Raw genomic sequence first — 17,937 nt, forward strand, 5'->3', positions numbered from 1 at the left:
TTTAATCAGAGGGTCCTCGGTTCGAGCCCGAGAGGACGTACCACCTCCCTTTCCGGAACAAGCCCCCGGCGGTCCCGTTGTCGAGAGACAGCGAAGGAGGCCGCCCATGCCGCATCAGAACGTCCATTCCTCCAAGGCCACGGCCCAGAACGCCGCCACCGACCCGGTCGGGCCCGGCGACCAGACGCAGGCCGGCGGCGAGAGCCGGCGGCCGGAGGCGCGCAGCTCCGCGGCGTCCGACGTCGCCGATTCGCCCCTGGCGCCGCCCGCCGCGGGTGAGGTGGCCGACTACATGGACGAGGGCGACGCCCTTGGCGCGGACGACGTGCAGCTGGGGAGCACCAACCGGAACCGGCCGGATCGCACCGAGAAGATGGACCAGCAGGGGCCCAAGACCCGCGCCGGCAACCGGAACCGGGTGAAGGGCGGCTCGGCCGACGGGCGCTAGACGCGCGCAGGGAGGGAGCGCCCTTCCGGTCCGGCCGCGGCCATGCTTCAAGACACCATGCGTCCGCTCGTGCTCATCCCCGTCCTCGCCATGCTGCTGTCCGGCTGCGGCGGGATGGGCGCGTTCGGATCCGGCGTGGGAGCGGCGGCCACGGCCCCGCTCGACGACCTGAACCTGCGCCGCGAGCATATCCCGACGGTGCTGCTCCAGGCCGAGGCCAATCCCTACGACCTGCGCAACCTCGACCAATGTTCGACCATCGGCGCCGAGATCGCCCGGCTGGACGAGGCGCTGGGCCCCGATACCGACGAGCCGCCGGCGCCGGACGGCTCGACCCTGGGCGAGCGCGCCGGCGACGCGGCGTCGGAGGCCGCGCTGGGCGCCATCCGCGACGCGGCGACCGACTTCATCCCCGGCCGCAGCTGGATCCGGCGGCTGTCCGGAGCCGAGCAGCACAGCCGCCATGTCCAGGCGGCCATTCAGGCCGGCCGCATGCGGCGGGCGTTCCTGAAGGGCGTCGGCATGAACCGCAACTGCGCGCCGCCGGCCGCCCCCGCCTGGTTCCGGCCACGGGGCCGCAGTCAGCGCTGACCGGGGTCGGCTAGCCGCCGTTCGAGACGTGCCGGGCGTGGAAGTCGCGGCGGAAGGCCTCGAACCGGCCCTCGGCGATCGCCGACCGCATCGCCGCCGTCAGGGCCTGGAAGAAGGCGATGTTGTGCCAGCTCAGCAGCACCTTGCCGAGAATCTCGTCGGTGCGGATCAGGTGGTGCAGGTAGGCCTTTGAATAGTCAGTGGAAGCGGGGCAGGGGACGGCGGGGTCCAGCGGGTCCTGATCCTCCGCGAAGCGGGCGTTCTTCAGGTTGATCGGCCCGTTCCAGGTCCACGCCTGACCGTGCCGCCCGGCCCGGGTCGGCAGGACGCAGTCGAACATGTCGACGCCCCGATACACCGCCTCGACCAGGTCGACCGGCTTGCCGACACCCATCAGATAGCGGGGTCGGTCGGCGGGCAGCATCTCCGGCGCATAGTCCAGGACCTCGCACATGGCGGCGTGACCCTCGCCCACGGCCAGACCGCCGATGGCGTATCCGTCGAAGCCGGTCTCCTGCAGCCGCTCGGACGACTCGCGGCGCAGGTGTTCGAACGTCGAGCCCTGCTGGATGCCGAACAGGGCCTGCGCATCCCGCGTCCCGAAGGCGTCCTTCGAGCGTTTGGCCCAGCGCGCCGACAATTCCATGCCGGAGCGGGCGCGGGGTTCCTCGGCCGGCCAGGCGACACATTCGTCCAGTTGCATGACGATGTCCGAGCCCAGACGATCGGCCTGTATCTCGATCGAGCGTTCCGGCGTCAGCACGTGCTTCGAGCCGTCGATATGGCTGGAGAAGGTCACCGCCTCCTCTGTCAGCTTCGAAATGCCCGAGAGGGACATGACCTGGAAGCCGCCCGAGTCGGTCAGGATCGGTTTGTCCCAGCGCATGAACTGGTGGAGTCCGCCGAGGCGCTCCATCCGCTCGGGCCCGGGCCGCAGCATCAGGTGGTAGGTGTTGCCCAGCAGGATGTCGGCGCCCGTTTGCGCCACCTGATCCACCGTCAGGGCCTTGACCGTGGCGGCGGTGCCGACGGGCATGAAGGCGGGCGTGCGGATGTCGCCGCGCGGGGTTCTGAGCACGCCGGTGCGCGCGCGGCCGTCGGTGGCGGAAATGTCGAAGGGGAAGGTCATGGGGCCGCGCGGAATAGCAGGCTGCCGTCCCCGTAGGAATAGAACCGGTATCCCTCGGCCACCGCATGGGCATAGGCGGCCTTCATCGTTTCCAGCCCGGCGAAGGCGCTGACCAGCATGAACAGCGTCGACTTGGGCAGATGGAAATTGGTCATCAGCACGTCGGCGGCGCGGAAGCGGTAGCCGGGGGTGATGAAGATGGACGTGTCGCCGTGGAACGGCTGGACCACGCCTGCCGGCGTCGTGGCGCTTTCCAGCAGGCGCAGGCTGGTGGTGCCGACGCAGACGATGCGGCCACCGGCGGCCCGGACTGCGTTCAGGGCGGCGGCGGTGTCCGCAGAAACCTCGCCCCATTCGGAATGCATCTTGTGGTCGGCGGTGTCGTCGGCCTTGACCGGCAGGAAGGTGCCGGCCCCGACATGCAGGGTAACGGCATGGGTCGAAACGCCCTTCGACTCGATCGCCGCCATCAGCGCCGGGGTGAAATGCAGTCCGGCCGTCGGCGCGGCGACCGAGCCGTCCCATTTGGCAAACAGGGTCTGGTAGTCGGACCGGTCGCGGTCGTCCTCGGCCCGCTTCGCCGCGATATAGGGGGGCAGGGGCATGACCCCGACATCGCGGATGGCCTCGTCCAGGAACGGCCCCGACAGGTCGAAACGCAGCGTCACCAGCCCGTCCTCGCCCTTGGCCTCGACCGTGGCGTCGAGCCGGCCGAGCTGGCAGGCGCCGTCCGCCTCCGCGCCGAAGCGGATGCGATCCCCGACCTTGATCCGCTTGCCCGGCTTCATGAAGGCCGACCAGACATCCGGCGCGTCGCGATGATGCAGCGTCGCCTCGACCCCGACCGTCAGGGTCCCGGCGTCCGGCCCGACCCGCTCGCGCACGCCCGACAGCCGCGCCGGGATCACCCGCGTGTCATTGAACACCAGGGCGTCGCCGGGGCGCAGGAAGTCCGGCAGATCGCGGACGATCCGGTCCGCCAGACCCCCGTCCCGCACCACCAGCAGGCGCGCGGAATCCCGCGGCTCCGCCGGGCGCAGGGCGATCCGGTCTTCCGGCAGGTCGAAGTCGAAGTCGGCGGTCTTCATCAGGCGGCGCAGAGGCCATGGGGAGCGCGGACCGTCAACCCGATCCGCTCGGTAGAATTCCGGAATGGCCGGCCGACGGGCGCCATGGGAGACAGGGCCATGGGCGGAGACTGGCGACTCTTCACGGTGCGTGCGGTTCATACCGCGATCTACGTGATGATGGCCTCCGCCACCGTCCTGCTTCTGTTCGGGGGCCTGACCGGAGTCACAGGCCGCTGGCTCTGGGCCTCGTTGCTTCTGGTGCTGGTCGAGGCCGCCGTATTCATCGGCAGCGGCATGAAATGTCCCCTGACGGCCGTTGCGATCCGATACGGCGCGACGCCGGATGGAGACTACGACACCTTCTTTCCGGAGCGATGCACCCGCCATACCCTGCGGGTGTTCGGACCGATGATGGCCGTTGGCGTCGGCCTGTTGCTGGTCCGCTGGGTGGTCGGAGGTCGTTGACCCGCCGCCCCATCCGCTGCAAACCCCGCCCATGCTGCAGAACCTCGAAACCCTCGCTCGCGACGCTAGGTCGTGGCCGTTCGAACAGGCCCGCAACCTTCTGGCCCATGTGCTGAAGAAGCGGCTGTCGGATGCCGAGCGGGACGCGGCGAAGCTGCTGATCGACGCCGGCAAGGCGGACGAGGCGCTGGCTACGTTCGAGGCCCTGCAAAGGCCTGTGGTGCTCGAGACCGGCTACGGCCCGTCCGGCCTGCCGCACATGGGCACCTTCGGCGAGGTGGCGCGCACGACCATGGTGCGCAACGCCTTCCGGGCCCTGACCGGCGACCACTGGCCGACGCGGCTGGTGGCCTTCAGCGACGACATGGACGGGCTCAGGAAGGTCCCGGAGGGCATTCCCAACCCGGAGATGCTGATCGAGGATCTGCACAAGCCACTGACCGTGGTGCGCGACCCGTTCGGGACGCACGACAGCTTCGGGGCCCACAACAACGCCCGCCTGCGCGCCTTCCTCGACGGCTTCGGCTTCGACTACGAGTTCCTGTCCTCGACCGAGCAGTACCGCTCAGGCCGGTTCGACGAAGTGCTGCTGCGCCTGCTGGAGCGGTTCGACGCCGTGCAGGCGATCATGCTGCCGACGCTGGGCGAGGAACGCCGCGCGACCTATTCGCCCTTCCTGCCGATCAGCCCCGTCACCGGCCATGTGTTGCAGGTCCCGACGCTGGAGCGGAACGTCGTCAAGGGCACGATTGTGTTCGACGATCCCGCCGGCGGGCGCACCGAGGTTCCCGTCACCGGCGGCCATGTGAAGCTGCAGTGGAAGCCCGACTGGGCCATGCGCTGGACGGCGCTGGACGTCGACTACGAGATGTCGGGCAAGGATCTGATCGAGAGCGTCCGCGAAAGCTCCAAGGTCTGCCGGGCCTTGGGCGGTGTGCCGCCGGAAGGGTTCAACTACGAGCTCTTCCTCGACGTCGAGGGCAAGAAGATCTCCAAGTCCAAGGGCAATGGCCTGACCATGGAGGAGTGGCTGCGCTACGGCACGCCGGAGTCGCTGAGCTGGTACATGTTCCAGTCGCCGAAATCGGCCAAGTCGCTGCATTTCAACGTCATTCCGCGGGCGATCGACGACTATCTGGCCTTCATAGAGGCCTACAAGACCCAGGAACCGGCCAAGCGGATCGACAACGCCGTCTGGTCGATCCACGCCGGATCGCCGCCGGACCACACCTCGCCGGTGTCCTTCGCCCTGCTGCTCAATCTGGTCGGCGTGGCAAACGCCTCGTCCAAGGCGCAGCTATGGGCCTACTTCGCCAAATACCTGCCTCAGGCGACGCCGGAGAACGAGCCGCTGCTGGACCAGCTGATGGACCGCGCGCTGAATTATTACGAGGACTTCGTCAAACCGACCAAGGCCTACCGCCTGCCGGGCGAAAAGGAGAAGGCGGCGCTGCTCGACCTCGCGGCGCGCCTGAAGGCGCTGCCGGCCGACACGACGGATGGCGAACTGATCCAGGCCGAGGTCTACGCCGTGGGCAAGGAGCATGCCTTCGAGCCGCTGCGGACCTGGTTCGCGGCGCTGTACGAGGTCCTGCTGGGCGCGTCGCAGGGGCCGCGCTTCGGCTCGTTCGCCGCCATCTACGGCCTGCCGCAGACCATCCGGCTGATCGAGGACGGCGCTCGCGGAGAGCTGGCGTCCTGACGATCGGCGTTCGTCCGGTAACGTACATGAACCGAACATAACGGGGGGCCTCCGGGAGCCTTCATGTCCGGCCGCGCATTGTGCCTGCCATCGACCAACTCGATGACAGGAGATGAGCCATGTCGAAAAACAAGATCACCGTCGCTCTGGCCTCGGCCGCCGTGCTGGCCTCGCTGGCCCCCGCGGCCCTGCCCACAGCCGCCATGGCCCAGCAGGCCAACGGCATCACCAACTGCGACGCCCCCGGTGGCCGTCAGCGCGCCGGCGCCCTGATCGGCGCGGTCATCGGCGGCCTCGCCGGCAGCCAGATCTCGGATAACGAGCGCACCCTCGGCGCCGTGGTCGGCGCGGGCGCCGGCGCCGCCGCCGGCTCCTACATCGGCTGCAACCAGCAGCGCGCCCGGTCCTACAACTCGACCTACCGGTACAGCGACGGCGACACCTACCGCGCCACCTCGAACCTGCGCATCCGCTCGGGTCCGGGCACCGGCTACCGTCAGGTCGGCAGCCTGTCGGCCGGCCAGCCGTTCACGGCGGTGAGCTCGCAGGGCGAATGGGTCCAGATCGCCGGCGGCGGCTGGGTCAACGCTCACTACGTCAGCCGCTGATACGGCCCAGAGACATGGAAAGGCCGCCCCGTCCGGGGCGGCCTTTTTCGTGGGCGCTACTGGCTGACCCAGAGAATGCGGCCCATCCAGACGATGTCCTTGCGCGGCACGACCCGCGGCTCATAGGCGGGGTTGATCGAGGCCAGGGTGACCGCCCGCGCCGTCAGCCCGGTCACCTCCTTGGCCAGGGTTTCGCCGCCGGTGGTGCGCACCACGACCCGATCGCCCTTGCGCACGTCGGACGCCTCGCGGTCGACGATGATGCGATCACCCTCGCGGTACACCGGCGCCATCGAGTCGCCGGTTACGCGCAGGCTCAGCAGCGTCTCCTTCGGGCGCGGCAGTTCGGTCTGCTCCCAACCCTCGCCGACCGGCAGGCCGGCGTCGTCGAAGAAGCCGTCCTGTCCCGCCTGGGCCATGCCGAGCATCGGCACGGTGGCCGCCCGCTCGGGCGCGTCCTGGGCCAAGGCGGCGAATTCGCCGAGCGACAGGCCGGTGGCGCGCAACACCTGCGTCAGACTCTCGGTCGAGGGCCAGCGCGGGCGCGGCGGATCGCCCGGTCCGAACCGTTTGGAGGGATTGAAGCTGGTGGCGTCCAGCCCGGCCCGGCGCGCAAGGGCGGAGGCGCTGATGCCCTCCCGCCGGGCCAGCCCGTCGATCGCCTTCCAGATCTGGCCGTGGGTGAGGGGCATGAGGTCAGGGTGTTCGCGAGTCGGGCGCAGGATACCGCAGGCGTCTAGGAATATCCACCTAGGATGACGGCGCCTATTCCAGCCCGAGGGCGCGACGGTCGCGCCACGCCTGCACGACGCCCAGCATCAGGGCCAGCAGGATGCCGTAGCTGGCCAGGTTGATCACTGCGTAGAAGGCGACCAGCGGCGGCCGGACGTCGACCATGGTGAGGACATGCGTCATGACGATCAGCGATTGGAGGGCGGCGGCCCAGACGGGCCATGACCGGCGGCTTTTCCACGCCACGGCGGCCCAGGCCGCGAGCAGGACCACGTCGACGGTCATCAGCCCCCATTGTGTGCCGAAAAGCTGGGCGTCCTGCTGCACCAGAAGGGCGGCCAGGCTGCCGATGCCATAGACCCCGCCGCCGACCCGCTCGGGCTCGTCGCCCTTGAGGAAGGCGAAGGCCACGACGATGACGCCGATCGCCGCGCCGATCTGGGAGTAGAGAGTGTCGAACACGGCTTGCCCCTTCCTGGGCCCGGTGGGGCCCGGATCCGCCTACAACCTGCCGGTCGAGCTCATGGCGGCGGCCCGCCGCTCCTGCCAGGCCCAGAAGGTGCCGACGGCCAATGCGACCAGCAGGCCGTAGTTGGACATGTTGATGACGGTGGCGGCGGCGACAACAGGGGGTCTCAAGCTGGCTGCTATCAGGACATGATTGGTGACGACCAGAGCCTGAAAGCTGGCCGCCCAGACCGGCCAGGCCCGGCGGCTGTGCAATGCGAGCCCGATGAATACGACCAGCAGTACAATCTCAATTCCCATCATCCCCCAGCGCGGGACATTTGGGGTAGCGTCTCCCCTGATCATACTCGTCGCGAGAAAGGCCATTGCATAGGCCGCAGCGCCCAGCCGCTCCGGCTCATCGCCTTTCCAGAACGCAAATGCGACGGTGAGCACGGCGACCGCAAGCACTGCTTGGGCGTAGATATCGTCTATCACAGAATCGCCCCCGTGCTCGATGCGCGGGGGCGATCATGCCTCAAGTCAGCGCCAGCGGAAATGACCGCCAGCCGACATTACCTCGAATTTAGACCGCCCGGAGACGGTGCTCGCCGGTGGTCGGCGGCCGCGAACCTTCTGGCTTGGGCTCGTTGCCGATGTAGACGCCGTAGCCGAGACGGCGGTGATCCCTCGCCAGTTCCTCATGGCACGCGACCACAGCCTGGCGCGCAGCGCCCAGGGCGGCGATGGCCTCAAGGGCCTTGGCTTGGGCTTCCGCGCCGGCGACCGGCGACAGGTTCAGAGCCGAACGCCCCCCGATCATCGACTGCACCAGCGTCGTGGCGCGGGTGATCGCGGCGTCGACGGATTTCTCCGTCGCATTCAGATCGCCGGCGACGCTGGCGATCACTTGGGCCTTGTCCATGGAAGTCTCCAAACTGAATCAAGCAGAACAGGTAAACGAAGCCTTAACATGCTCGCTCTATATTTGGTAGGGATTTGTTCACCATGACCGGCCCTGTGTCGCCTTGCGGACACACCCCTCCGCCGATGGGCGGCGTGTCGCCCGGCTTGTCGACAGGACCGACGGCGAGCGCCTCGAGGCCCAGTTTTCGGGCGATGGCGGCCAGGGTGGCGTGGGTCTGGACCAGATGGCCGCGGGCTTCCGCCAGTGCCCCGACCGCGGCTGCCGCACCACTGAAGGCGCGCTGGCCGGTCACCGCGGACAGCCAGGCGTCGGCGCGGGCGGCCGGCAGGGCGGCGGTGAAGGCGGCGGTTTCCGCCATGGCCCGGTCGATGGCCGTCTCCGCCGAGTAAAGGCGGGCGGCGAGGGCTTGGCCGATGCTTTGTCTCATCATGATCTTCCTCCGTGATTAACCATCACGTAGAGGAAGCAATCAGGCGTTACAATGAACTACAACTAGAGATCGTAATCCGATACAAGGAAGTGGGCGGTGAGCGAGGCGATCGGCAGCGCCTCGTCCTCCTGCCAGGCCTCCGCCAGCACGTGCGCCACGCGGCGGCCGGCCTTGCTGATGCGGGCCCGGGCATGGACGTCGACGGGCCGTCCCGTGCGCAGATAGGCCACGGTGACGTTGATCGGCCGGGGCAGGCGCAACCGGGGCCAGGCCAGCGCCACCTGGGCCACCGCCGTCAGCTCCAGCAGGGCGGCGGTGGCTCCGCCGTGCAACGCCGGCAGCATCGGATTGCCGATCAGGCTGTCGGCGAACGGCATGGTGACGGTGAGAACCTCGCCGTCCTGCCCGGACCTCAGGCGAAGGAAGCGGGCGTAGGGCAGGCGGTCCAGCAGTTCGCTCATTTCGCCGCCTCCCGGCGGGCGCGGGCGCTGAGCACATAGGTCGACTGCGCCGCCGCGACCGGGTCGTCCGGCCCGTCCTCGAAGGCCCAGGCCCGGACAAAGGCGATCGAATGGGTCAGGCGATAGCAGCGGGCCTCTGCGATCAGCGCCCGCCGCGGTTCGGCCGCCCGCATGTAGTCCACACGCAGGTCGAGGGTGGCGATCGGCTCGAACCGGTCGAGGGCTATCCACACGGCCAGCCCGCCGACATGGTCCAGCAGGGCGGTGACGAGGCCGCCGGCCAGCACGCCCGTGTCCGGGTCGCCGACCAGATCCTCGCGCCACGGCACGCGGATGCGCACCCGGTCGCCTTCGAGGCCGTCATAGGCGAAGCCCAGCGCATGGGTGTGGGCGGCGCCGGAGGCGAGCTGGGGCAGGAGGGAGACGAGGGTCGGGGACGCCATGTCCTGCTATCAACCCGGGGCGGGCGTGGACGCAAGCGCGGCTCGCGCGTTCCGTTGCCGCTGCGAGGACCCATATCCGACCCATGATCCGCTTCGAGGACCTGCTGAGGCCGACTCCGGCCGGCCTGTACTGCCCGCCGGGGGATTTCTACGTCGATCCGGTGCGGCCGGTCGATCGGGCGGTGATCACCCACGGCCACTCGGATCACGCCCGGGCGGGTCACGGCGCGGTGCTGGCCACGCCCCAGACCCTCGCCATCATGGCCGAGCGCTACGGCGAGGGGTTCGCCGCGCGGGAACAGCCGGTCGCCTATGGAGAGACGGCGTCGCACCACGGAGTGGAGGTCACGCTCGTTCCGGCCGGTCACGTGCTGGGCTCGGCCCAGGCGGCGATCCGCTGGAAGGGCGTCACCATGGTGGTTTCGGGCGATTACAAGCGCCGGCGCGATTCGACCTGCGCCCCCTTCGAGCCCGTACCCTGCGAGGTGTTTATCTCCGAGGCCACCTTCGGCCTGCCGGTCTTCATCCATCCGCCGGACGGGGAGGAGATCGGGCGACTGATCCATTCGCTGCGGCAATTTCCCGAACGCGCCCACCTGGTCGGGGCCTATGCCCTGGGCAAGGCGCAGCGCGTGATCCGCCTACTGCGCGAGGCCGGCTGGGAGCGGCCGATCTACGTCCACGGCGCGCTGGACCGGCTGAACCGCCTGTATGAGCGCGAGGGCGTCGATCTCGGTCCGCTGTCGCCGGCCACCGGCCTGAAGCCGAATGCGCTGGGCGGCGAGGTGGTGATCGCCCCGCCGTCCGCCACCCAGGATCGCTGGTCGCGCCGCTTCGCCGATCCGGTGCTGGCGTTCGCCTCGGGCTGGATGGGCGTGCGGGCGCGGGCCCGGCAGAGGGGGGTGGAGCTGCCGCTGGTGCTGTCGGACCATGCCGACTGGCCCGAGCTGACCGCCACCTTCGCCGAGCTCCGGCCCGAGGAGGTGTGGATCACCCATGGGCGCGAGGAGGGCCTGCTGCGCTGGTGCGAGCTGAACGGCCAGAAGGCCCGCGCCCTGCGGCTGATCGGCTACGACGAGGAGGATGAGGAGGCCGGGCTGGTGGAGCCGGCCTAGGCCGCCGAGCGTGAGGAGCGGCCCTTGGCCGGCGCCGCGCCGTCAGCGGCGGCGATCTGCTCAAGCGCCGCGTTCATCGCCATGCGCAGCCGCTCGGGCTTGATCGGCTTCTCCACCACCGCGGCCATGCCGCTGGCGAGGTAGTTGCGGGCATCGTCCGGATCGGCGTTGGCGGTCAGGGCCACGATCGGGATGGCGCTGACCGGGCCGTCCAGGGCGCGGATGGCCTGGGTCGCCTGCACGCCGTCCATGCGCGGCATCTTGATGTCCATCAGCACCAGGTCGAACTTGCGCTCCTGCACGGCTTCCAGCGCCTCGACGCCGTCCTCGGCGGTCTCGGACGTGCATCCGAACATCTCGCACAGGGCCTGGGCGACGACGCGGTTGGTGGCGTTGTCGTCCACGATCAGGATGTGCGGCGTGCTGGTCATCTCGTGGTTCGACAGCGACTGGATGTTCGAGGCCGGCGCGACCTCCACCCGGGTGCGGTCGACCTCGAGGTCGAAGGCGAACGTCGCGCCTCGACCGGGATTGTTCTCGGCCCAGATGCGACCGCCCATCCGGGCGATGATCTGGCGGCAGATCGACAGGCCCAGACCGGCGCCGTCCTGGCTGGAACCATGGACGAAGGGTTCGAAGATCTGGTCCACCCGGTCGGCGTCTATTCCGGGGCCGTCGTCGCGGACGCGGGCCTCCAGCACGATGCGATCGCCGGCGGCCACGGCCTTGAGGCTGGCTTCGACCACCCCGTTCCGGGCGAATTTCAGGGCGTTGCCGATCAGGTTGTTAAACACCTGCTTCAGGCGCGTGCCATCGACGACGGCGGCCAGTTCGGTGTCGCCCTCGTAGCCGATCATCAGGGTGACGTTGTCCTGCGAGGCGCGCGGCGCCCACATCGCCTGGATGTCGTCCATCAGGCTGCGGAGCGGCGTAGGCTCGGCGTTCAGCTCGAGTTCGCCCGCCTCGGCCCGCGACAGGTCGAGCGCGTCCTGGAGGATGCGCAGCAGGGTCTCGGACGATTCCACGATCGTCGTCACATGGGCATGGGCCTGGGCGTTCAGCGGTTGCCGGCGCAGCAGCTCGGCCACAGCGAGGACGCCGTTCATCGGTGTCCGCAGCTCGTGGCTCATGATGGCCAGGAACTGGCTCTTGGCCCGGGCCGACATGAGGGCCTGGGTGCGGGTGTCCGTCAGCACCCGCGCCTGCTCGGCCAGTTCCTCGTTCTGGCGGCGCTGGGTTTCGTTGACCGCCTGCAGCAGGGAAACGGCCGTGCCGACGCCGTGATAGCGCCCGTTGCGCGTGACGATGAAGCCGCGCATCAGGGCGCCGGGGCCGCTCTTCAGCAGGGCGTCGCAGAAGGTGTCGACGGCCACGCCGGCCTCGACCACGGCGGGTTCCGGATCCATCACGTGGATAACCGGTCGCTGGGCGTAAAGGGCGTGGCCGAAAGCGCCGGCGATTTTCAGCAGGAAGCTGTTGCGTTCGATCAGGCCGATCGGGCGGCGACCGTCGACCACTGCGATCACGAGCGTGTCGGGCTCGCTCTCGAAGCGGGCGAACACCTCGCTTCCCAGCGTCTGAGGCGACACCGCCTCGGCGCGCTCGGTGAGAACTTCAATGGTCGGCATACTCACCGGCACTCCACTGCGACCGGTGGACACTGCAAGGAAACGGTTTGCGGAAGCGTTAAAGGCCGGCGCCGCCGTTTTCGCGCCGCTTTTGCGCCGGCCCGCTCGCTGGTGTAGAAGGCCGGCCCCGTTCCCGCCCAGCGCTGGAGCGGCCCTGTCACCTTGTCCATGCGCGCGGCCGATCGGCCGACCGCAGGTTTGTCATGAGCGCTTCCCTGCAAAATCCTGCAAAATCCGCCCTGGTCCTGTTTTCGGGCGGGCAGGACAGCGCCACCTGCCTGGCGTGGGCGCTGACGGGGTTCGAGCGGGTGGAGACGGTCGGATTCGACTACGGCCAGCGCCACCTCGTCGAGATGCAGGCGCGGCTGAACGTGCGCGACGGCATGGCGCGGGTGCTGCCCGGGCTGGCGGATCGGCTGGGGCCGGATCACGTCGTCGACCTGACCGGCTACGGCAGGATCGCGGAAAGCGCCCTGACCGCCGACCGGGCCATCGAACTGGACGCCCGCGGCCTGCCGACGACCTTCGTGCCGGGCCGCAATCTCGTCTTCCTGACGGTCGCGGCCGCCCTGGCGGACCGGCGCGGGCTGGGGGCCCTGGTGGGCGGCATGTGCGAGACTGACTTCTCCGGCTATCCCGACTGCCGGCGCGATACGATCGACGCCATGGCCCATGCCCTCAGCCTCGGACTGGACAAGCCGGTGGTGATCGAGACGCCGCTGATGGCGCTGACCAAGGCCGACACCTGGGCGTTGGCCCGGGATCTCGGCGGGCAGCCGCTGGTCGATCTGATCGTCGAGGCTTCCCACACCTGCTACCGCGGCGACCGCGACCACCGCGAGGCCTGGGGCTACGGTTGCGGCGACTGCCCGGCCTGCGAACTGCGGGCCGCCGGCCATGCCGAATGGGTGGCGCGGACATGACCTGGTCCGCGAAAGAGGTCTTCCTGACCGTGCAGGGCGAGGGCGGGCAGGCCGGCCGGCCGGCCGTCTTCCTGCGCTTCGCCGGCTGCAACCTGTGGAACGGGCTCGAGCGCGACCGGGCCGCGGCGGTTTGCACCTTCTGCGATACCGATTTCGTCGGCACGGATGGCGACGGCGGCGGAAAGTTCGCCACGGCCGATGCGCTGGCCGACCATGTCGCCGCCATGTGGCGGGGGCGGGCAGGGGATCCGAAACTGGTCGTCTGCACCGGCGGCGAACCGCTGCTGCAACTGGACGCCACGCTGATCGAGGCCCTGCACGCCCGCGGCTTCGAGATCGCCATTGAGTCCAACGGCACGCTGGCGGCGCCGGACGGAATCGACTGGATCTGCGTCAGCCCCAAGGCGGACGCCCCGGTGGTCCAGACCTCGGGCCAGGAGCTGAAGCTGGTCTATCCGCAGCCCGCCGCCATGCCCGAACGGTTCGAGCACATGGATTTCGAGCGCTTCTGGCTCCAGCCCATGGACGGCCCCGACCGCGAGGCCAACACGGCCGCGGCGATCGACTATTGCCTGCGCCACCCGAAATGGCGGCTCAGCATCCAGACCCACAAATACATCGGCGTCAGATGAACGTTTTCGAGATCACCAAGGCGGCCACCTTCGACGCCGCGCACCACTTTCCGAACGAGCCGGAGGGCAGCATCTACCGCCGCCTGCACGGCCACTCGTTCCAGGTCGAGGCGACGGTGCGCTCCGAGGTGCTGGACACCGAGCACGGCTGGGTCGCGGACCTTGGGGCGCTGGACCGGGCCCTGCGGGCGGCCGCCGAAGAACTGGACCACGGGCTGCTCAACGAGAAGCCGGGGCTGGAACTGCCGTCGCTGGAGAATCTGTGCCTGTGGTTCGCCAACCGGCTCAAGCCCGAGTGGCCCGGCCTCAGCCGCATCACGGTCTCGCGCCCGACCATCCACGAACGCTGCGTGCTGACGCTCTAGCCTAGCAGTCGCGGCCCTGGCGCTGGCGCTGTTCGCAGCGGCGTTGCTCGCGTTCCCAGTCGCGCTGTTCGCGCTCGCGCCTGGCCCGGGTCTCTTCGTCGGAGGTAGTGACGGCGTCGACGCCCGCCCCGACCACCGCTCCGGTGGCCTTGGCCGCTCCGCCGACGACGGCGGCCCCGGCGCCCACCGCCGCCCCTACGAGGCAGCCCTGGAGCATCAGGGCCCCGCCGAGAACGGCGGCGAGGGCGGCGCTGCGTGTGACGATGGTCTTCATTCAATCTCTCCCGACGCCGCATCCTGCCGCAGGTAGGGTGAACGGAGCCTGACCACAGGCGGATGGTGGGCGGCGAGGGGTTCGAACCCCCGACCCCCTCGGTGTAAACGAGGTGCTCTGACCAGCTGAGCTAGCCGCCCGTCCGCAGACCCTAGAACCGGAAGCTGGCCCGCAGGAACAGCATGTAACGCACGTAATCGTCGATCATTTCCGCATCGGCGCTGACCGACAGCATGCCCAGCTCGTTGCCCACGTTGAGGCGGAAGCCGAGGATCGGGCCGCCGCCCTCGATGGTCTCCGGGGTCAGGGTGAAGTCCCCGCCGCCCGAGCGGAAGCGGGCGATGGTCTCGCCCGGATCGACCGAGATGTTCTGACGCCAGCCGACCCGGATCTCCGGGCGCAGCCAGTCGTTCTGGCCCATCCTCATGCCGAGGTTGATCGCCGCGGTGGCCGAGAACAGATGGCCGTCACGGTCGTCGATCTCAAGGTCGAAGCCGTCGCCCCCGCCTTCCTCGACGTGGCCGTCCTCGCTGAGTGAGAAGAATTCGGCGTAGGCCTCGGGACGGATGGTGAACCGGCCGAACTCGCGTTCGTAGGACAGGCCGCCGGCCGCGGCCAGGGTGAAGCCGTTCCAGTCGGACTCATTGGCCAGGTTCAGGCCGGCTCCGACGAAGCGGCGCTCGGACGTGAACGAGGCGTAGCCCGCCGCGGCCCGGGCCCAGGTCGTCCAGTACTGGCCTTGCGCGCGCCAGTAGAGGCCAAGTTCGAGCAGGCTGGCCGAGAGGACTTCCTCGGCTTCCGCCTCGGGATCCTCAAGGTCCGACGAGGTGAAGGCCGCGGACAGGCCGACGGCGCCGAGGCCGGTGCCGCGCTCGATGCCGCCGGCGACGCCGAAGCCCTCCGAGCGGAAGCCGTAGGTGTCGGTCTTGTCCTTGTCGGCGTAGAAATTGATTTCCTGCACCCATGCGCTGGTCTCGCCCGGTTTCGCCGCGGCGTTGCGACCGGTCAGGGCGCGGGTGACCGCGTCGACGCCCGATGCGAGCGAGAGCAGGGGTCCGCCCGAGTGGTCGGGCAGCAGCTGTTCGTACAGTTCGATGAACTCCTCGCGGCCGGTCTGGGCGAGGAAGGCGTCGCGTACGTCGCCGGCGCCGGCCCCGCCGATCGCGCCGTAGAAGGCGTCGAACATCTGGGCTTCGATGTCGATCAGGCCCGCCTCGTCCGCGGTCCGGCGGCGAACGTCGGCGAACACCTGGCCGGCAGGCACGTCGGCCCCGGCCTCGACCACGTACAGGAAGGGCGAGTTCTCCTCGAGGGAGGACAGGTCGATATCGCCGAAATTCAACGTCGTGGCGTCGATCAGGGTGAAGCGCCCGGGCGCCGCCAGCAGCGAGTTGAACCGCACGCCGAGGCCCGCGCCGTCAGCCAGGGTGGCCGTGCCCGAGACGTTGAAATAGCCCGAGGTGCTGTTCGCCGGGTCGAGCGTCACGATCAGGTCGCCATCGGCGCCGACGTTCAGGCTCGAGACGTTGAGCGCGGTCGCCTGACGCCCCTCGAGCGTTCCGTCGGCGACGTCGATGTCGAGCGCGCCGTCGCTGTCCGACAGGGAGCCGCGCACCAGGGCGCCGCCCGTGATCAGCAGGGTGTCGGCGCCGGCGCCGAACGAAATGTCGCCGCTGACGATGCCGTTGCGGATATCCAGCGTGTCGCCGCCGCTGCCCAGGTTGATGGCGCCGAAGATGTTCGGCTCCGTGGCGTCAGGCACGCCATCGCCGTCGGTGTCGGGATTGCCTTCCGTCGGCGTCGAGGCGACGCCGTCCTGGATCAGGGTGAAGCCGGTGGTGTTGGCGCTGACGTCGATGGCCGTGCCGACCCCGGTGATCGGGTCGCCCGCGTCGTTGGCGTTGACCGTGGCCTGGATGGCCCGGGTATTGGTGACCGACGTCAGGGTGCCGCTGAGATCCTGGATGGCGAAGGTGTTCGCGGTGCCCCCGCCGGTGGTCGCCAGGATCGTCCCGCTGTTGATCAGGGTGTTGACCGTGGCCCCGGCGTCGATGCGGATGCCGACGTTCGTCGTGGCGAGCTCGCTGTTCGAACCGGCGGTGACCGCGTTGGCATTGATCACGGTGGGCGCGATGGCCCCGTCGCCGAAGCGGATGGCGGTGGCGTCGGCGTCGAACGCCAGGGCCACGATCGTGCCCTCGTTGCGGAAGCCGCCGGAGAGGTCGACCGTCTGCCCCGCGTTGCCGCCGATGACGACGCCGTTCGCGGCGATCGTGTCATAGACGCCCTGCGCCGCGACGGTGCCCCGGTTGATGAAGCCGTAGGCGCGGTCGCCCGTGCCGACGTTCCCAAGGGTGATCGACTGGGTCGCCGAGCCGATCTCCACGGCCGGAGCCGATCCGTAGACATTGACCGTGGCGGTGTTCTCGGTGGAGTCGGTCAGGCCGTCGCCGTCGCGGTCGGCGTCCGTCCGGTTGACGGTGCCGTCGCCGTCGTCGTCCTCGTCGCCGTTCTTGACGCCGTCGCCATCGTCGTCGCCCTCGATGCCGAGGGCCGAGTAGGCCGGGCCGCGGTCGAGGATCACGCCGCCGGCGATATTGCTCTGGATGCTGAGGGCGGGCCCGCCCTGCATCAGGTCGTCAGGATCCAGTTCGTCGAGGAACAGGACGCTCTCGTCGTTGGCGGTGGTTTCCTCGTAGCCTTCCGGGCGTTCGGCGGGCCGGGTGGTGTAGCGGTAGCCCGAGGCGGTGATGTTCGAGTGGACAACCATGGCGCCGCCGACGTCGCCCTCGACGGAGAGGCCCGTCGAACCGGGCCCGCGAGCGATGATGCTGCCCGCCGTCCGCACATTGCCGCTGACGTCGCCGACCACGCGCACGCCATAGCTGTTGTCGCCCGTGACGTTCACGGCGCCCAACATGTCGAAATTGCCGGTCAGCGGCGCTTCCAGCAGGATGCCGTACGAATTGTTGCCGTCGACGCCGATCTGGGCGCCGCTGGCGATGACGATGTTGCCGACGAGCGGCGCAGCCCCGGCCAGCCGGACGCCGTAGCGGTCCGAGCCGTGCGCGAACGCCCCGTCGATGTCGCCGTCGTTGTCGGTGTCGGTGTCGGTCTCGGCGCTGATGTCGTCCGAGACGGCGATCGCCCCGGCGATATTGATGTTGGCGGTGTTGCCGCCCTCGATCAGCACGCCGGTGGCGCCCGCCGGGGCGTTATTGACCGTGATCCCGCCGGCTTCCATCGTGAAATTGTGGCTCGAGTTCACCTTCACGGCGACGCCGGTGTTGACGGTGATCGTGCCGCCCGAGGTGATGCGGATGCTGTCCGCCCCGCTGCCGGTCGCGTTCGCCGTGGTGATCGGCGTGGTGCGGGCCGTCGAGATCACGACCTCCGCCATGGCGCCGGAAGCGGCCATCAGGGGAGCGATCGCCACCGCGGTCGCGAGCATAATACGCATTCGGAAAGAACCCCTGTGGACGACACGCGCAGAGACGCCGGCGATCCTCTAACAGGGACCACGCCAGCCTGCCTCAAGTTTCTCGA

The 17,937-nt window shown here is 69.3% G+C and carries 21 protein-coding genes and 1 tRNA gene; 9 read left to right on the forward strand and 13 right to left on the reverse strand.

The window, feature by feature from the left end; all coding sequences use genetic code 11:
• The first annotated feature begins 106 nt into the window (after window positions 1-106).
• Together VGD32_RS11300 and VGD32_RS11305 are read left to right on the forward strand one after the other, a co-directional pair.
• Window positions 107-448, forward strand: a complete 342-nt coding sequence (locus VGD32_RS11300; RefSeq protein WP_331031985.1) for a hypothetical protein — start codon at window positions 107-109, stop codon at window positions 446-448.
• Between the two features lie 42 nt (window positions 449-490).
• On the forward strand, window positions 491-1,039 hold the full coding sequence (locus VGD32_RS11305) for a hypothetical protein (protein WP_331031986.1): 549 nt from the start codon (window positions 491-493) through the stop codon (window positions 1,037-1,039).
• Window positions 1,040-1,049: 10 nt separating this feature from the next.
• On the opposite strand, the gene tgt is transcribed toward VGD32_RS11305, so the two are convergent.
• Window positions 1,050-2,168 carry a tRNA guanosine(34) transglycosylase Tgt gene (gene tgt, locus VGD32_RS11310; protein ID WP_331031987.1) on the reverse strand — a complete coding sequence of 373 codons (1,119 nt, stop codon included), beginning with the start codon at window positions 2,166-2,168 and terminating at the stop codon, window positions 1,050-1,052.
• Window positions 2,165-3,256: a tRNA preQ1(34) S-adenosylmethionine ribosyltransferase-isomerase QueA gene (queA, locus tag VGD32_RS11315; protein ID WP_331031988.1), complete on the reverse strand. Its 1,092-nt coding sequence runs from the start codon at window positions 3,254-3,256 to the stop codon at window positions 2,165-2,167. Before queA ends, tgt begins: the two co-directional genes overlap by 4 nt.
• An 84-nt stretch (window positions 3,257-3,340) precedes the next feature.
• Here queA and VGD32_RS11320 point away from each other — a divergent pair, with 84 nt between their 5' ends.
• The 3 genes from VGD32_RS11320 to VGD32_RS11330 all read left to right on the forward strand — a co-directional run bounded on the left by VGD32_RS11320 (window position 3,341) and on the right by VGD32_RS11330 (window position 6,013).
• Window positions 3,341-3,703 (forward strand): hypothetical protein, encoded by a 363-nt coding sequence (locus tag VGD32_RS11320; protein WP_331031989.1) that lies wholly within the window; start codon window positions 3,341-3,343, stop codon window positions 3,701-3,703.
• Between the two features lie 31 nt (window positions 3,704-3,734).
• Complete coding sequence (locus VGD32_RS11325; RefSeq protein ID WP_331031990.1) at window positions 3,735-5,405, forward strand: lysine--tRNA ligase; 1,671 nt, start codon at window positions 3,735-3,737, stop codon at window positions 5,403-5,405.
• A 119-nt stretch (window positions 5,406-5,524) separates the two neighbouring features.
• Window positions 5,525-6,013 (forward strand): SH3 domain-containing protein, encoded by a 489-nt coding sequence (locus VGD32_RS11330; RefSeq protein ID WP_331031991.1) that lies wholly within the window; start codon window positions 5,525-5,527, stop codon window positions 6,011-6,013.
• A 56-nt stretch (window positions 6,014-6,069) separates the two neighbouring features.
• Here the strand turns inward: VGD32_RS11330 and VGD32_RS11335 are convergent, their stop codons facing one another.
• The 7 genes from VGD32_RS11335 to VGD32_RS11365 form a co-directional block, all read right to left on the reverse strand.
• Window positions 6,070-6,705, reverse strand: a complete 636-nt coding sequence (locus tag VGD32_RS11335) for a helix-turn-helix transcriptional regulator (RefSeq protein ID WP_331031992.1) — start codon at window positions 6,703-6,705, stop codon at window positions 6,070-6,072.
• 73 nt (window positions 6,706-6,778) lie between these two features.
• Window positions 6,779-7,207 (reverse strand): hypothetical protein, encoded by a 429-nt coding sequence (locus tag VGD32_RS11340; RefSeq protein ID WP_331031993.1) that lies wholly within the window; start codon window positions 7,205-7,207, stop codon window positions 6,779-6,781.
• 39 nt (window positions 7,208-7,246) lie between these two features.
• Window positions 7,247-7,690, reverse strand: a complete 444-nt coding sequence (locus tag VGD32_RS11345) for a hypothetical protein (RefSeq protein WP_331031994.1) — start codon at window positions 7,688-7,690, stop codon at window positions 7,247-7,249.
• Window positions 7,691-7,778: 88 nt separating this feature from the next.
• The gene (locus VGD32_RS11350) at window positions 7,779-8,117 is read right to left on the reverse strand and encodes a hypothetical protein (protein WP_331031995.1); all 339 of its coding nucleotides are present in this window, start codon (window positions 8,115-8,117) and stop codon (window positions 7,779-7,781) included.
• 43 nt (window positions 8,118-8,160) lie between these two features.
• The gene (locus VGD32_RS11355; RefSeq protein ID WP_331031996.1) at window positions 8,161-8,550 is read right to left on the reverse strand and encodes a hypothetical protein; all 390 of its coding nucleotides are present in this window, start codon (window positions 8,548-8,550) and stop codon (window positions 8,161-8,163) included.
• A 62-nt stretch (window positions 8,551-8,612) separates the two neighbouring features.
• Window positions 8,613-9,011, reverse strand: a complete 399-nt coding sequence (locus VGD32_RS11360; protein ID WP_331031997.1) for a PaaI family thioesterase — start codon at window positions 9,009-9,011, stop codon at window positions 8,613-8,615.
• Window positions 9,008-9,454, reverse strand: coding sequence for a PaaI family thioesterase (locus VGD32_RS11365; protein WP_331031998.1), 447 nt, complete (start codon window positions 9,452-9,454; stop codon window positions 9,008-9,010). Before VGD32_RS11365 ends, VGD32_RS11360 begins: the two co-directional genes overlap by 4 nt.
• A gap of 83 nt (window positions 9,455-9,537) precedes the next feature.
• Between VGD32_RS11365 and VGD32_RS11370 the strand changes: the two genes are divergently transcribed.
• Window positions 9,538-10,569, forward strand: coding sequence for a ligase-associated DNA damage response exonuclease (locus VGD32_RS11370; RefSeq protein WP_331031999.1), 1,032 nt, complete (start codon window positions 9,538-9,540; stop codon window positions 10,567-10,569).
• On the opposite strand, the gene VGD32_RS11375 is transcribed toward VGD32_RS11370, so the two are convergent.
• Window positions 10,566-12,197, reverse strand: a complete 1,632-nt coding sequence (locus tag VGD32_RS11375; RefSeq protein WP_331032000.1) for a response regulator — start codon at window positions 12,195-12,197, stop codon at window positions 10,566-10,568. The two genes, VGD32_RS11370 and VGD32_RS11375, sit on opposite strands and share 4 nt — an antisense overlap.
• 203 nt (window positions 12,198-12,400) lie before the next feature.
• Here VGD32_RS11375 and queC point away from each other — a divergent pair, with 203 nt between their 5' ends.
• From queC to VGD32_RS11390, 3 genes are read left to right on the forward strand one after another with little or no spacing between them, the layout of a single operon-like run.
• Entirely contained in the window at window positions 12,401-13,120 is a 720-nt protein-coding gene (gene queC, locus VGD32_RS11380) for a 7-cyano-7-deazaguanine synthase QueC (RefSeq protein WP_331032001.1), read from the forward strand.
• Window positions 13,117-13,752, forward strand: a complete 636-nt coding sequence (gene queE / locus VGD32_RS11385) for a 7-carboxy-7-deazaguanine synthase (RefSeq protein WP_331032002.1) — start codon at window positions 13,117-13,119, stop codon at window positions 13,750-13,752. The genes queC and queE overlap by 4 nt, the downstream gene beginning before the upstream one ends.
• Complete coding sequence (locus VGD32_RS11390; protein ID WP_331032003.1) at window positions 13,749-14,117, forward strand: 6-carboxytetrahydropterin synthase; 369 nt, start codon at window positions 13,749-13,751, stop codon at window positions 14,115-14,117. The genes queE and VGD32_RS11390 overlap by 4 nt, the downstream gene beginning before the upstream one ends.
• A 1-nt stretch (window position 14,118) precedes the next feature.
• On the opposite strand, the gene VGD32_RS11395 is transcribed toward VGD32_RS11390, so the two are convergent.
• From VGD32_RS11395 to VGD32_RS11405, 3 genes are all read right to left on the reverse strand, one after another.
• Window positions 14,119-14,391, reverse strand: coding sequence for a hypothetical protein (locus VGD32_RS11395; RefSeq protein ID WP_331032004.1), 273 nt, complete (start codon window positions 14,389-14,391; stop codon window positions 14,119-14,121).
• A 63-nt stretch (window positions 14,392-14,454) separates the two neighbouring features.
• Window positions 14,455-14,531, reverse strand: a tRNA-Val gene (locus VGD32_RS11400).
• Between the two features lie 11 nt (window positions 14,532-14,542).
• The gene (locus VGD32_RS11405; protein ID WP_331032005.1) at window positions 14,543-17,851 is read right to left on the reverse strand and encodes an autotransporter outer membrane beta-barrel domain-containing protein; all 3,309 of its coding nucleotides are present in this window, start codon (window positions 17,849-17,851) and stop codon (window positions 14,543-14,545) included.
• Window positions 17,852-17,937: the final 86 nt, after the last annotated feature.

It is taken from the genome of Brevundimonas sp., from assembly GCF_036402095.1.
In the GTDB taxonomy this organism is placed as follows: domain Bacteria; phylum Pseudomonadota; class Alphaproteobacteria; order Caulobacterales; family Caulobacteraceae; genus Brevundimonas.